General features: G+C 72.7%; 11 protein-coding genes. 1 reads left to right on the forward strand and 10 read right to left on the reverse strand.

Going from position 1 to position 14,004, the window contains the following annotated elements:
* Positions 1 to 2 precede the first annotated feature (2 nt).
* From OG788_RS11660 to OG788_RS11705, 10 genes are all read right to left on the reverse strand, one after another.
* Positions 3 to 1,085 (reverse strand): Zn-dependent alcohol dehydrogenase, encoded by a 1,083-nt coding sequence (locus tag OG788_RS11660; protein WP_406370544.1) that lies wholly within the window; start codon positions 1,083 to 1,085, stop codon positions 3 to 5.
* A gap of 10 nt (positions 1,086 to 1,095) precedes the next feature.
* Positions 1,096 to 2,484: an aldehyde dehydrogenase family protein gene (locus OG788_RS11665; protein ID WP_406370546.1), complete on the reverse strand. Its 1,389-nt coding sequence runs from the start codon at positions 2,482 to 2,484 to the stop codon at positions 1,096 to 1,098.
* 161 nt (positions 2,485 to 2,645) lie between these two features.
* Positions 2,646 to 3,989, reverse strand: a complete 1,344-nt coding sequence (locus OG788_RS11670) for an ABC transporter ATP-binding protein (protein WP_406370548.1) — start codon at positions 3,987 to 3,989, stop codon at positions 2,646 to 2,648.
* 237 nt (positions 3,990 to 4,226) lie between these two features.
* Complete coding sequence (locus OG788_RS11675; RefSeq protein ID WP_406370549.1) at positions 4,227 to 5,006, reverse strand: class F sortase; 780 nt, start codon at positions 5,004 to 5,006, stop codon at positions 4,227 to 4,229.
* A complete protein-coding gene (locus OG788_RS11680; RefSeq protein WP_406370551.1) occupies positions 4,993 to 5,643 on the reverse strand; it encodes a hypothetical protein in 651 nt (216 codons plus the stop codon). The genes OG788_RS11675 and OG788_RS11680 overlap by 14 nt, the downstream gene beginning before the upstream one ends.
* A 101-nt stretch (positions 5,644 to 5,744) precedes the next feature.
* The gene (locus OG788_RS11685; RefSeq protein WP_406370553.1) at positions 5,745 to 6,974 is read right to left on the reverse strand and encodes an MFS transporter; all 1,230 of its coding nucleotides are present in this window, start codon (positions 6,972 to 6,974) and stop codon (positions 5,745 to 5,747) included.
* Positions 6,975 to 6,999: 25 nt separating this feature from the next.
* A complete protein-coding gene (locus OG788_RS11690; protein WP_406370554.1) occupies positions 7,000 to 8,478 on the reverse strand; it encodes a CitMHS family transporter in 1,479 nt (492 codons plus the stop codon).
* 240 nt (positions 8,479 to 8,718) lie between these two features.
* The gene (locus tag OG788_RS11695; protein ID WP_406370556.1) at positions 8,719 to 10,980 is read right to left on the reverse strand and encodes a molybdopterin oxidoreductase family protein; all 2,262 of its coding nucleotides are present in this window, start codon (positions 10,978 to 10,980) and stop codon (positions 8,719 to 8,721) included.
* 132 nt (positions 10,981 to 11,112) lie between these two features.
* Positions 11,113 to 11,730, reverse strand: a complete 618-nt coding sequence (locus OG788_RS11700) for a TetR/AcrR family transcriptional regulator (protein ID WP_351550298.1) — start codon at positions 11,728 to 11,730, stop codon at positions 11,113 to 11,115.
* Positions 11,731 to 11,794: 64 nt separating this feature from the next.
* Positions 11,795 to 12,370, reverse strand: a complete 576-nt coding sequence (locus OG788_RS11705) for a hypothetical protein (protein WP_406370557.1) — start codon at positions 12,368 to 12,370, stop codon at positions 11,795 to 11,797.
* 244 nt (positions 12,371 to 12,614) lie between these two features.
* Between OG788_RS11705 and hmgA the strand changes: the two genes are divergently transcribed.
* Positions 12,615 to 13,955, forward strand: a complete 1,341-nt coding sequence (hmgA, locus tag OG788_RS11710; RefSeq protein ID WP_406370559.1) for a homogentisate 1,2-dioxygenase — start codon at positions 12,615 to 12,617, stop codon at positions 13,953 to 13,955.
* The last annotated feature ends 49 nt before the right edge of the window (positions 13,956 to 14,004 follow it).

The raw sequence follows: 14,004 nt of genomic DNA on the forward strand, positions 1-14,004 counted from the left end.
TTCTAGAACACCACCAGCGCCCGGCCTCCCTTGCCCGCGATCATGTTGTCGAAGGCCGCCGGGATGCCGTCCAGGGCGATGCGGTCGGTGACCAGACCGCCGAGGTCGAGGCGGCCCGCGCGGACGTGTTCCGCGAGCACCGGGAGATCGCGCGCCGGGTCGGAGTTGCCGTACACGCAGCCCGCGAGGGTCCTGCCCCAGTGGAAGATCTCGAGAGCGTTGAAGGTGACCTGCTGGTCCTTCCCGCCGATGCCGACGACCGTGGTGCGGCCGCCGCGGCGGGTCGACTCCCAGGCCGTACGGATCGTGACGGCGCGGCCGACGCATTCGACGGCGACGTCGACGCCCTGTCTGCCGGTGAGGGCGCGGATCTCGCGGGCGGTGGTGTCGGAGGCGACGACATAGTCGGTGGCCCCGGCCTCGCGGGCGAGTTCCTCCTTCTCGGGCGAGACATCGACCGCGACGATCTTCGAGGCGCCCGCGATCCGGGCGGCCTGAAGGGCGGCGAGCCCGACCCCGCCGGCCCCGAACACCGCGACGGTCTCCCCCGGCCGGACCTTCGCGGAGTTGTGGACCGCGCCGTATCCGGTGAGGACCGCGCAGCCGAGCAGGGCGGCGTCGGTGAGCGGGATGCCGTCCGGGGCGGGCAGGAGACAGGACACCGGGACGACCGTCTCCTCCGCGAACGCGGCGACGTTCAGACCGGGGTAGAGGTCGCTCCCGTCGGATGCGCGGCGGGCGTACACGTTCCCGGCGCCGGTCAGCGCGTCGGCGCACAGCCATACCTCGCCCAGCGAGCAGGCATGACAACTGCCGCAGGAAGGAGCCCAGTTGAGGACGACCTCGGAACCGGGTGCGACCTGGGTGACGCCCTCGCCGACCGCGACGACGGTCCCGGCGCCCTCGTGGCCGAGGACGGCGGGCACCGGCACCCGCATGGTGCCGTTGGACAGGGACAGGTCGGAGTGGCAGACCCCGGCGGCGGCCAGTCTGACCCGGACCTGGCCCGGTCCCGGGTCGGGGAGTTCGATCTCGGCGATCTCCAGCGGGGCACCCACGGCGGGAAGGACAGCGGCGCGAACCACGTGAACGCTCCTAGAACTGGAGGGACTTGGTCTGGAGGTACTCGGACAGGCCGTGGGTGCCGAGTTCGCGCCCCACGCCCGACTGCTTGTATCCCCCGAAGGGGGCCAGGGGATTGAAGCGTCCCCCGTTGATGTCGACCTGGCCGGTGTCGAGCCGCCGCGCGAAGGCGACCGCCTCGGACTCCTCGCCCGCCCACACCGCGCCGGCGAGCCCGTACACGGTGCCGTTCGCGATCCGCAGGGCGTCCTCCTCGTCCTCGTAGCGCAGGATCGTCAGGACCGGGCCGAAGATCTCCTCCTGGGCGATCGTCATCTGCGGGGTCACGTCGGCGAAGACGGTGGGGCTGACGAAGTAGCCCTGTTCACGCGGGGATTCGGGGCCGCCCGCCACGATCCGCGCGCCTTCGGCGACGCCCTTCTCGATGTATCCGCGCACCCTGGCCTGCTGCTTGGCGTTGACGACGGGGCCGATGCGGTCGCCGTACTTCGCGGCGGCCGTCGCGGCGAGCTCGACCGCTTCGTCGTAGCGCGCGGCGGGCACCAGCATGCGGGTCCAGGCGCTGCACGTCTGGCCGGAGTTGGACATCACATTGGCGACGCCGACGTTCACGGCCTTGGCGAGGTCGGCGCTCGGCAGGATGACGTTGGCGGACTTGCCTCCGAGCTCGAGGGCGACGCGCTTGACCGCGGCGCCCGCGGTCGCGCCGATCCGCCGGCCGACCGCGGTGGAACCGGTGAAGGAGACCAGGTCGACGTCCGGGTGCTCGGCGAGGGCCTGGCCCGCGACCGGACCGAGGCCGGTGACGAGGTTGAAGACGCCGGCCGGGACGCCCGCCTCGGCCACGGCCTCGGCGAAGAGCTGGGCGGTGAGCGGGGTGTCCTCGGCGGGCTTCAGCACCACCGTGCAGCCCGCGGCGAGCGCGGGAGCGACCTTGGCGACGATCTGGTGCAGCGGGTAGTTCCAGGGCGTGATCGCGCCGACGACGCCGACGGGCTCCTGGTAGACGGTCGAGTTGCCGACCTTCTCCTCGAAGGCGTACGTCGCCGCCAGCTCGGCGTAGGAACCGGCGACCAGTACCGGGACGCCCGCGTGCACCGTCTGCGAGAACGCGAGCGGTGAGCCGAGCTCGGCGGTGACGGTCTCGGCGATCTCGTCCTTCCGGGCGGCCAGGACGTCCCGCAGGGCGGTCAGGCGGGCGGCCCGCTCGGCGGGCGCGGTCGCGGCCCAGCCGGGGAACGCGGCGCGGGCGGCCCGCACGGCGGCGTCGACGTCCTCGACCGTGCCCGCCGGAACCTGGCCGATCACCTGCTCGTCGGCCGGGTTCACGACGTCGATCGTGTCCCGTCCTGCGGCGGGGCGCCAGGCGCCGTCGATGTACATGCCGTCATGTGCCTTCATCGTGTTCCTCCCGGGCGGGGCCGCGTCGTCCGCGCCCTAAACTAGCGATGATAGTTTTGCGGCGCCAGGGGGACCCGCCGCACGGGAGGCCCCGGCCCGGGTCCACGGCCCCGCCGCGGCCCCCGGACCCGGGGAGGGGTTCGGCCACGCGTGCCCGGGATTCACTCGTCCAGGTCGGGCAGCCGTGCCGGTGCCGGACAGATCCGTTCGCCGTTCCGGTCGAAGACGAACAGGTGGGCCAGGTCCACCAGGAGCGGGACCTGCATCCCGTGGCGGAGGGCGATGTCGGGCGTGGTGCGCACGACGAGATCGCCGGGCAGCCGGCCCTCGGGCGGCGTCTGGTCGGGGAGGTCGGACTCCCCGTCCGACGGATGATCGAGGACGACGACCGGCCCGGCCCGCCGTGCCCCGGCGCGCTCCCGCAGCCGGTCCAGGACGGTGCCGTCGCGGCGCCGCCGCCGGGCCTGACGGGCCGGGCGCGGCGATTCCAGATCCGGTACGAGGGCGGGACGCGAGCCGGTGTTGAAGTGCACGAGCACCTCGTGCCCCTGGAACTCCACGTGTTCGACCAGACCGCTGATCGGCACTTCGCCCGGCCGTGCGTCGGACGGTCTGCCGAGCCGTACGGCCTCGGAGCGCAGGCCGACGATCACCTCACGGCCCTGCTGCACCCTGAGCAACTGGTGGTCGAGGCAAAGGGGTTCGGGCAGACGCAGGTACTGCTTGCCGAGGCTGATCGTCATGGCGCCGTCGAGCGGGGCCCGGACGAGCCCGCGCAGCAGGTTGATCCGCGGGGTGCCGATGAAGGCGGCGACGAAGACGTTCGCGGGCAGCCCGTAGACGGTTCGGGGCGTGCCCAGTTGCTGCAGGACTCCGCCGCGCAGCACGGCGACACGGTCGCCGAGCGACATCGCCTCGGCCTGGTCGTGGGTGACGTACACCGTGGTCGCACCCAATTCCCTGGTGAGCCGGGAGATTTCGGCGCGCAGATGGTTACGGAGCTTGGCGTCGAGGTTGGACAGCGGCTCGTCCATCAGGAAGGCGGAGGGGTGGCGCGCGATGGCCCGGCCCATCGCGACGCGCTGCCGCTCGCCGCCAGAGAGCTGGCTGGGGAAGCGGTCGAGGAGGTCCTGGATGCCGAGCATGCGGGCGGTGGCGTCCACGCGGGCCCGCGGGTCCTGGCCGGGCGCCTCGATGCGCAGCGGGAACCCGATGTTGTCGCGGCTGGTCATGCTCGGGTAGAGGGCGAAGTTCTGGAACACCATCGCCATGTCCCGCCCGGACGGCGGCAGATCGTTGGCGTACTCCCCGTCCAGCCGCAGTTCGCCCTCGGTGACCTCCTCCAGCCCCGCGATCATCCTGAGCACGGTCGACTTGCCGCAGCCCGAGGGGCCGAGCAGCACGAGGAACTCGCCGGGCCTGATGTCCAGCGAGAGCCGCTCCACCACGCGGACGCCGCGGGTGTAGGACTTACTGACGTGGTGCAGGGAGATGGCGCGTGTCATGACAGGTGCCCCCGGGGGCGTGCAAGGCGCTGGTGCTCCGCGGTCGATCGCCCCGTGCGGGTCGTACGGGACCTTTGAGTCACGGAAGTTAACGGACCGCACACGTCCGGGGGAAGACGCGCGGCGTCATCGGACGGTCCGGTTCGGTACGGGCGGAAACGGACGATCGGATACCGGACGGGCCGGAAGCGGGGCCCGGGGGCGCCGGTGCCGCGGCCCGGCGCCCGACGGCTCGCGTCAGTGGCCGCCGGCCCGCCCCCGGACCCCCGTGAGATGGGCGAAGACGACGACGTTCGCGGCGTATCCGGTCTTCCGGTCGAAGGAGCCACCGCAGGTGATCAGACGCAGTTCGGGGCGCCCCCGGTCGCCGTACACCTCCGTGTCGGGGAAGTGCGCCTTCGCGTACGTCCGTACGGCGTCCACCGTATAGACGGCGGTCCGCCCGTCCACGCGCCGGGCCTCGACGCGTCCACCGGGCCGGGTCCGTTCGAGCCCCAGGAAGACGGCCGGTCCCGTCCGGGTGTCGCGATGGCCGACCACGACGGCCGTGCCGCGTTCGCCCGGGGTGGGACCGTCCGTGTACCAGCCGACCAGTTTCGGATCGTCCCCGGGCGGAGCGGCGAGCCGTCGCTCGCGGTCCAGCCCGAGCCCGATGACCGGCGCCTCGATACCGAGGAAGGGGATGCGGAGCGAGGTGGCCCGGGACCGCGGCAGCGGGGCGGGCGGGGGTGCGGGCCGGACCCGGCGGACGGCCGGGGAGCGACGCGGCCGCGCGGTGGGCGCGCCACCGCCGGGGCGGTGGGAGTCCGGCCCGTGCCGGACCTCCTCCGCCCCGGCCGGGGCGGAGGACGCCTCGCCGTCGTCGCGCACGGCGCCGGACGCCACCGTCCCGGCCGGCTCGCCGTCCCCCGCCCACCAGACGCCGCCGGCCACCAGTGCGACGGTGACCACCAGGGTCCGCGTCAGGCGGTAGGCGCGCGTCCGGTACCAGGGCCTCGGTCGCCTACGCGGCGCCATCGGGGCGTCGGCGCAGCCGCATGAACACGACTCCACCGGCTACGACGAGACCCGCGGCCGCGGCACCGGCGACCGGTGAGAAGTCCTGGGGGGCCATGCCGCCGCCGCCCGCGGGGGGTCCGCCGTTGGGGCCACCGGGACCGCCGCCCGGACCGCCCGGACCACCGCCCGGACCGGTGGGCGACGCGGTCGGGCTCGAGGTCGGCACGCCGACGGGGCAGTCGACCCTGAAGACCTTGCTCTTGCCCGCGCCGTTCTCACCCACGAACCTCCAGGTGAGCTTGTACTGGCCGTCGGGCAGGGTGAGTTCGGGTGTCCGGCCGTGCCCGGTCGGCAGGTCGAGGCTGCCCCTGAGGTTGGCTCCGCCCGCGACCAGGGGCTGGGTGACGATGAACCAGGTGACCTGCTGACCCGGGTCGAAGTCGAAGCCGTCGAGGTAGAAGTGACAGACCTTCGGATCCTCCCGCGGGTTGTCGACCCCGGTGCCCGAGTCGTGGACCTTGACGTCGCCGTTGTCACCGGGGGCGGCGACAGCGGCCGGGGCCCCCAGGAGGGCGGTGCCCGCGACGGCGAGCGTCACGAGGGCGCCGGCGCCGCGACGTGGGCCGGAGCGGCGCGAGAGGGGCGAGGTGGACATGCGGGTTCCTCCGAGTCAGATGATTTTCATACAAATCTCACTTCGTCTGACTACCTTTCACATGCGGCCCGGAAAAGATCGCAACTGCGCCCAGTGCCCCGTCAGGTATCGCTCTTCCGGCGCAATAGCACCCGGGGCGGCCGCGGCCGGTCCCGCACCCGTTCCGGCTCCGCCGGCGACTTCACCGCGATGCCCGACGACAGCAGCAGCAGCGCGCCCAGCATCACGAACGGTGCCGCGACGCCCGCCACCCCCGCGACCAGGCCCGCGGCGGCGGGCGCGGCGACCTGGCCCAGCCGGTTGCCGGTCAGCCGCAGCGCGAGCGCCGTGGAGCGTGCCCCCTCGGGGGCGGCCTGGACGACCGTGGTCATGGACAGCGGCTGGCCCACTCCCAGGCAGAAGCCGAGGAGCACGAGCATCGCCGCCAGCACTCCCACCGGCACCGGCAGCGCGATGCCCGCGCACAGGACGCCGCCGAGCAGACAGGTCACGGTGAGCAGCGTGTTCCGGCCGAGCATCCGCAGCATCGGCGTCATCACCAGCCGGCACGCGACGGTCGCCGCCGCGCGCAGGCTCAGCAGGACGCCGATCACCGCGGGCGCGATCCCCCGGTGCTCGCCGACGACCGGCAGATAGGCCGTGAGGATGTCGGTGGCGGACAATACGGCGGCGCTGACGAAGATCCCCGCGGGAACACCCCGGGCGCGCAGGATGCGGTGCACGGGCGGGCGCTCGCCGCGGGCCGCCGGGAACTCGGGCGTCGTCCGGGTCTCGATGCGCCACAGCGAGGTGAACGAGACCGCCGCCACCGCGCCCGCGACGAGCAGGGCGAGGGAACTCCCGCCCGCCCTGTCGTGGCCGCCGATCAGGGCGCCGGCCGCGACGGGGCCGATCAGCTGGCCGAGCGAGACGCCGACGGTGAAGTGGCCGAAGTTGCGGTCCTGTTCGTGCGGGGCGGACTGGCGGGCCACGATGGACTGCCCGCCGATGACGAAGCAGAGATGGCCGAGGCCCATCACACCGCTCCAGGCCGCCATGGCCGCCGCGGTGGCGGCCGTGCCGCTCAGGGCGCAGCCCGCCACGATCAGGACGACACCCGCGGGCAGCAGGGGCGCGCACCGCCCGTGGTCGGTCCGGCGTCCCAGGGGTACGGCCGCGAACAGCGGCAGCAGCGCGAAGGCGCCCGCGATGACACCGATCGCCCGCTCGTCGGCGCCGAGCGCGAGGGCCCGGTAGGAGACCGCGGGCCGCGCCATCGACACCGCCCCCTGCGTACAGGCGAAGGCGATGACGAGACGGAGCAGCCAGCCGCGGTTCCCGCCGGGCCTCATGGTGATGTCCTCCGGTCGCGCGTGATCAGACGATGCCGAACAGGAGCCCGGCACCGAGCACCACCAGCGAGGTGAGCGCCGCCCACTTCACGACGAAGCGGGTGTGGTCGCCGAACTCGACCTTGGCCATGCCGACCAGGACGTACACGGCGGGCACCAGCGGGCTCGACATGTGCAGGGGCTGGCCGACGAGTGAGGCGCGGGCGATCTCCAGGGAGGAGACGCCGTGGGCCTGACCGGCTTCGGCGAGCACCGGGAGGATGCCGAAGTAGAAGCCGTCGTTGGACATGAAGTACGTGAGGGGGATGCTCAGGACGCCGGTGACGAGGGCCATGTGCGGGCCCATGCCGTCGGGGATGTTGTCCACCAGCCACGTCGCCATGTGGTCGACCATGCCCGTGCCCTGGAGGACACCGGTGAAGACGGCGGCGGCGAAGACCATGCCGGAGACGTTGAGGACGTTCTCGGCGTGGGCGCCGAGGCGGGCCTTCTGGTCGGGCATGTGGGGGAAGTTGACGGTGAGCGCGAGCGCGGCGCCGAGCAGGAACAGGACCGGGATCGGCAGCCACTCCATGATCATGGCGGTGAGCAGGGTGACGGTGAGCAGCGCGTTGAACCAGTAGAGCCGGGGCCGCAGGGTGGCGCGGTGCGGGTCGAGGCCCTGGAAGTCGTCGCCCTCGTCGGCCGGGTCCGTGTCCGTGTCCGCGTCCGCATCGCCCATGGACCCCGAGGCGGAGCCGTGCGCGGGCAGCCCGCCCGAGGCCGAGCCCGAACCGCCGCTGTGCGCAGGCCTCTTGCCGGGAGCCGAGCCCGTCGCCGCGTCCGCGCCCGGGCCGCCAGCGCCGACGAGCACGGCCTCCCGCGGCTCCGGCACCTCGTCCAGCGTCAGCACGCCGAGCCGCTTGCGCTCGCGTCGGCCGAGGACGTAGGCGAGGGCGAGGACGCCCAGCAGACCGACGGCGAGGGCGGGGACCATCGGGACGAAGATGTCGCTCGCGTCGAGCTTGAGCGCGGTCGCGGCGCGGGCTGTCGGGCCGCCCCAGGGCAGCGTGTTCATCACGCCGTTGGCCATGGCGGCGACGCCGGTCATCACGACCAGGCTCATCTTCAGCCGCTTGTAGAGCGGATACATCGCCGAGACGGTGATCATGAAGGTGGTCGAGCCGTCGCCGTCCAGGGAGACGATCGCGGCGAGGAGCGCCGTGCCGACCACGATCCGCAGCGGGTCGGCCTTGCAGAACCTGAGGATCCCCCGGACGATCGGGTCGAAGAGCCCGACGTCGATCATCACTCCGAAGTAGACGATCGCGAACATCAGCATCGCCGCCGTCGGGGCGAGGCCGGTGACGCCGTCGATGACGTAGTCGCCGAGCCGGGCGCCCTTTCCGACGAAGACGCAGAAGAGCGCCGGGATCAGTACGAGCGCCGCGATCGGCGACATCTTCTTCACCATGATCAGGACCAGGAAGGTCGCGATCATGGTGAAGCCGAGGATGGTCAGCATGGAATGGACACCTAACGTTCGCCCTTGAACTCCCACCAGGGACGGCGGTGCGATGACGTTAGGTCGGGCCAGAAGGCGTTAACAAGACGTTGACACGCGAGCAATAAGCGCAAAACTCCAGGTCACAGCCTTGTCTCGGCGAGCGGACGGGGCAGAGAGCCGGCAGACGGACGGGCACGGTGACGGGTCACGGTGCCCCTGGCACGGTGGTGGGTCACCGTGCCGGGGCGCCGTGGTGGGTCACGGGCGGGCCGCCGCCAGCTCCACGGGAACGCCGTTGAGTACCGCCGTTCCGGACAGCGGATCGAGCAGCGAGCCGTCGAGCAGCTGGTTGACGTTGACGCCGGGGTCCAGGGCGGCGTGGCTCATCCGGGTGCCGGGGCGGTCGTGCCCCCAGCCGTGCGGAAGGCTCACGACGCCGCGCCGGACGGTGTCGGTGAGCTCCGCCGGGGCGATCACCTCTCCCCCGGCGCCCTTGACGCGTACGGCCGCCCCGTCGGCGACCCCGAGGCGGGCCGCGTCGTCGGGGTGGATGTGCAGGGTGCAGCGGTTGGAACCGCCGGTGAGCGCGGGGACGTTGTGCATCCAGCTGTTGTTGGAACGCAGATGACGGCGGCCGACGAGCACGAGCGCCGCCGGGCGCTCGTGCAGCGCGTCGCGCAGGCGCGGCAGATCGCCCGCGATCGGCTCCGGCAGCAGCTCGATCCTTCCGCTGCGGGTCTTCAGCCGCTGCGGCAGACGGGAGGCGAGCGGCCCCAGGTCGATGCCGTGCGGGTGCGCGAGCAGCTTGTCCAGGGTCAGGCCGTCGGGGCGGGCGCCGAAGCCGTCGCCGTACGGGCCGAGGCGCAGCATCATGTCGAGCCGGCGCTCGGGGCCGGTCTCGCCGCCCAGGGCGGCGGCGAGTTCACGTGGGTCGCGTCCGTGCACCGGCGACGCGGTGTCACCGACCGCCTTGCCCAGGGTGCTGTCGACGACCATCGTGTCCACGGCGGACGGGTCGGCGCCGTGCATGCCGGTCGCGGCGAGGACGAGCCGGGCGAGGATCTCGGTCTCCGCCATCCGGCCCTCCTCCAGGGGGACGGCGGGGCGGTTGTAGCGGACCTGGTTGCGGACGGCGAGGGTGTTGAACGCGAAGTCGTGGTGCGCGCTCTGCGAGGGCGGGGGCGGCGGCAGCACGACGTGGGCGTGGCGCGAGGTCTCGTTCAGGTACGGGTCGACGCTGACCATGAAGTCCAGCGATTCGAGCGCCTTGTCGAGCCGGAGGCCGTCGGGTGCGGACAGGACGGGGTTGGCGGCGACGGCGATGACGGCGCGGACCGGGCTGCCCTCCGCCGTCACCGTGTCGATCTCCTCCGCCAGGGCGGCCAGCGGCAGTTCGCCCTTGGCCTCGGGGTGCCCGCTCACCCGGCTGTGCCAGCGGCCGAGCGCGAAGCCGTGACCCGGGCCCGCGGGGCGGGGTGTCCGGTCGGTGGCGGCCATCGGGAAGAGGGCACCGCCGGGCCGGTCGAGGTTGCCGGTGAGGATGTTGAGGACGTCCACCAGCCAGCTCGCCAGGGTGCCGTGCGGGACGGTGCAGCTGCCGATGCGGCCGTAGACGGCGGCGGTGGGAGCGGCGGCCAGCTCGCGTGCCAGCTCCCGGATGGTGCCGGCGTCCACGTCGCAGGCCGCGCTCGCCGCCTCGGGGGTGAAGTCCCGGAGCGCCTCGGGGAGTTCGTCGACGCCCTGGACGTGCGGGGCGAGCGCGCCGAGGTCGACGAGCTTCTCCTCGAAGAGGACGTACGCCATCGCCGCGAGGAGCGTCGCGTCGGTGCCGGGGCGGATGGCCACATGGCGGTCGGCGAGTTTGGCCGTGCGGGTCCGGCGCGGGTCGATGACGGTCAGCGTGCCTCCGCGCGCCCGCAGCGCACGGAGCCTGCCGGGGAAGTCGGGGGCGGTGCACAGACTTCCGTTGGATTCCAGCGGGTTGGCGCCGATGAGCAGGAGGTGGTCGGTGTGGTCCAGGTCCGGCACGGGGATCGCGTTGGCGTCGCCGTAGAGCAGGCCGCTCGACACGTGCTTGGGCATCTGGTCGACCGTGGAGGCGGTGAAGACACTGTGCGTGCGCAGGGCACCGAGCAGGACGGGCGGGTAGAGGGCGCCGGCCATGGTGTGCACGTTCGGGTTGCCGAGGACGACGCCGACGGCGTGCGGTCCGTGCCGCTCGACGACGGGGCGCAGTCCGGCGGCCACCGCGTCGAAGGCCTCCTCCCAGGTGGCCTCGCGCAGTTCGCCGTCCTTGCGGACGAGGGGGGTGCGCAGTCGGTCGGGGTCGCCGTCGGCGGCGCCGAAAGAGGCGCCCTTCGGGCAGATGAAGCCCTTGCTGAAGACGTCGTCCCGGTCACCCCGGGCGCCGGTCACCCGGGTGCCCTCGATGGTCAGCGTCAGCCCGCAGGTGGCTTCGCACAGGGGGCAGACGCGCAGGGCGGTTCGGGAGTCTGGGGTGGTGCCGGAGGTGCGGGACACGGGTCCTCCCGGAGGGCGGTGGCTTCGGTGGCACACGGACGCGACCGAGCATACCGACCGGTACGGATGGCGGGGAGGGGCTGCCGGGGGTCAGGTCGGAAATCCGCGCACGCCGGTGCCGGCGCCGGCAGGTCAGTCGAGGACCCTGGCCAGATACGCCCGCAGCAGCTCGCGTGTCTCCTCGATGATCCGCTCGTCCCCCTCGGGCGCGACCCGGAAGGCCAGGTGGACGAGGGTGTCGGCGGTCTCCACCGCGATCAGGAAGGAGCGGCGGAGATCCTCGTCCGGGGCGCGGTCGAGATAGCCGGAGAGCAGGTCGGTGAGGCGGTCGGCCACCCGGGTGTTGGGTTCGGCGTGGCGGGCGCCGACCGGTATCTGGTTGCCGAAGTCGACGAGGGAGAAGCCCGGCGCGGTGCGCTTCATGGCGAGGTACTCGTCGAGCACCGCGTCCATCGCGGCCCGCCAGTCTCCCCCGTCCCCCTCTCGCAGACGCTGGGTGACGCGCTCCGCGTAGAGCTCCAGGTTGCGCTGGGCGAGAGCGTCGGCCATCGCGCGCTTGTTGCCGAAGAAACGGTAGACGGAGCCGATGGGCACTCCGGCCCGCTGAGCCACGGCCCGGGTGCTCAGACCGTCGTAGCCCACCTCGTCGAGGAGGTCGGCGCAGGCGTCGAGGATTCTGGTCAGTCGTTCTGCGCTGCGCCGCTGTACGGGCGCTCTGCGCAGCGAGGTCGCATGGGGCACGGTCTTCATGATGCCTTTCCGCAGGGATCCGGTGAACCTCCCCCTTCAGTACGCACCTCGATGCCGTGACCACTCATTTCACCCTCGGGACCGCCGCGTGCGGTGTGACCTGGGCCGCGATCGGTGAGGACGTCGGTGTCGCCGTGTTCCGCCCGGCTCCCGACGCCGTGATGTCGGCCGTCCTCTCGATCGGCTCGCCGTGGACGGCCCACGCGGTGCCGTCGTCGGCGTACAGGCGCACGGTGACGTGGTGGGTGCCCCGCGGCACGAGGTTCCCGGCCAGGTGGTACTCGGCGGTGCGCAGCCGGGCGACGGTCCGGCCGTCGACATAGAGGTGGGCGAGGCCGCGCCCGGCGACCGGAACGGGCCGCGTGCCCGCGGGCGAGAAGCGGAAGTTGCGGAGGGTCAGCCGCACGTCCCAGCTGTCGGCGGAGTCGGGCTGGATCTCGATCCCGACCTCGGGCGCCCCCTTCTTGTCCACCTCACGATAGAGCCGCCCCTCCTCGTCCATCTCGTCGAGCAACGTGCCCACGGGCGAGGCCGACACTCCGTCCCTCCGCTCGTGCGCATCACCGGCGCCGCAGCCCGCGGATCCGCCGAGTGAAACGCAGACCGCGAACGCGGTGAGCAGTCCACGCGTCCACCGCATGTCCGGGAGCGTAGAACAAGGCTCCGGCGGCCGGGATCCCCCTGAAGTCGGGTTCTCGGGCCGTTCGCCGACCCTTGAGTACTACTCCCGGCGGGGATTGCGGCGGCCTCCCCGGGCCCGACGGCCCTGGTCCATCCGTGCGCGGCCCGTGGCCGATCCCGTTCGGTGCCCACGGCCGACCCCTTGCGCGGGCGGGGACTGAATCCTACGGTGATGCATAGGAATCAGGCGCGAGGGAGCGATCATGAGCGGGGACGCGAGGAAGACGGCCGAGGGGCTGACCTACCTCTCCGGATTCGGCAACGAACACGGCTCGGAGGCGGTCCCGGGGGCCCTGCCGCACGGCCGCAACGCGCCGCAGCGCGCACCGCTCGGACTGTACGCGGAGCAACTGAGCGGCACGGCTTTCACCGAGCCGAGGGCGTCCAACCGGCGTTCATGGCTGTACCGGATCCGGCCCTCGGCCGCGCACCCCGCGTTCACGCGTACCGACAACGGCACTCTGCGGACGGCGCCCTTCACCGAGACGGTGCCCGACCCGAACCGGCTGCGCTGGAACCCGCTGCCCGAGCCCCCCGCCGGGACGGACTTCCTCGCCGGCCTGTGGACCCTCGGCGGCAACGGCGACGCGACCCAGCGCACCGGGATCGCGGTGCACCTGTATCACGCCAATTCCTCGATGGAGCGGGTGTTCAGCGACGCCGACGGCGAGCTGCTGATCGTCCCGGAGCGCGGCGGCCTGCTGCTGCGCACCGAGTTCGGGCTGCTGCATGTGGAGCCGGGCAGCATGGCACTGATCCCCCGGGGGGTGCGCTTCCGGGTGGAGCTGCTGGACAGCACGCCCGAGGGCGAGCCGGGCACGGGCGCCCGGGGCTATGTCTGCGAGAACTACGGGGCGCCCTTCCAGCTGCCCGACCTCGGCCCGATCGGCGCCAACGGCCTCGCCAACGCCCGCGACTTCCTCGCCCCGGTCGCCGCGTACGAGGACGTCGAGGGCCCGGTCGAGGTGGTGAACAAGTTCTGCGGCAACCTCTGGACGGCGACGTACGACCACTCGCCACTGGACGTGGTCGCCTGGCACGGCAACCATGTGCCGTACGTCTATGACCTGCACCGCTTCAATGTGATCGGCTCCATCAGCTACGACCATCCGGACCCGTCGATCTTCACGGTGCTGACGTCGCCGTCCGACACCCCGGGCCTGGCCGGTGTCGACTTCGTCGTCTTCGCGCCCCGCTGGCTGGTGGGCGAGGACACCTTCCGGCCGCCGTACTTCCACCGGAACGTGATGAGCGAGTACATGGGGCTCGTCGAGGGCGCGTACGACGCCAAGGCGGAGGGCTTCGTGCCGGGCGGCGGCTCGCTGCACAACATGATGTCGGCGCACGGGCCGGACCGGGAGACCTTCGACCGCGCCAGCGCCGCCGAGCTGAGGCCGCAGAAGATCGACGACGGGCTCGCGTTCATGTTCGAGACGCGCTGGCCGGTGACCGCGACGGCCCAGGCGGCACGGGCGGAGCACCTCCAGCAGGGGTACGACGACGTGTGGCAGGGCCTCCAGCGGCACTTCCGCCCGACCGACTGAGACCCACCGGGCGTTGCCTTCCACGCCCGCGACCGGTACGGATACCCTC

The organism is Streptomyces sp. NBC_00647, assembly GCF_045207245.1.
Taxonomy (GTDB): Bacteria; Actinomycetota; Actinomycetes; order Streptomycetales; family Streptomycetaceae; genus Streptomyces.

What these genes read in the sequence shown, in the direction of transcription:
- OG788_RS11665 (WP_406370546.1), bottom strand. Translation starts at nt 2,484, where the DNA reads ATGAAGGCACATGACGGCATGTACATCGACGGCGCCTGGCGCCCCGCC.
- OG788_RS11670 (WP_406370548.1), bottom strand. Translation starts at nt 3,989, where the DNA reads ATGACACGCGCCATCTCCCTGCACCACGTCAGTAAGTCCTACACCCGC.
- OG788_RS11675 (WP_406370549.1), bottom strand. Translation starts at nt 5,006, where the DNA reads ATGGCGCCGCGTAGGCGACCGAGGCCCTGGTACCGGACGCGCGCCTAC.
- OG788_RS11680 (WP_406370551.1), bottom strand. Translation starts at nt 5,643, where the DNA reads ATGTCCACCTCGCCCCTCTCGCGCCGCTCCGGCCCACGTCGCGGCGCC.
- OG788_RS11685 (WP_406370553.1), bottom strand. Translation starts at nt 6,974, where the DNA reads ATGAGGCCCGGCGGGAACCGCGGCTGGCTGCTCCGTCTCGTCATCGCC.
- OG788_RS11690 (WP_406370554.1), bottom strand. Translation starts at nt 8,478, where the DNA reads ATGCTGACCATCCTCGGCTTCACCATGATCGCGACCTTCCTGGTCCTG.
- OG788_RS11700 (WP_351550298.1), bottom strand. Translation starts at nt 11,730, where the DNA reads ATGAAGACCGTGCCCCATGCGACCTCGCTGCGCAGAGCGCCCGTACAG.
- OG788_RS11705 (WP_406370557.1), bottom strand. Translation starts at nt 12,370, where the DNA reads ATGCGGTGGACGCGTGGACTGCTCACCGCGTTCGCGGTCTGCGTTTCA.
- hmgA (WP_406370559.1), top strand. Translation starts at nt 12,615, where the DNA reads ATGAGCGGGGACGCGAGGAAGACGGCCGAGGGGCTGACCTACCTCTCC.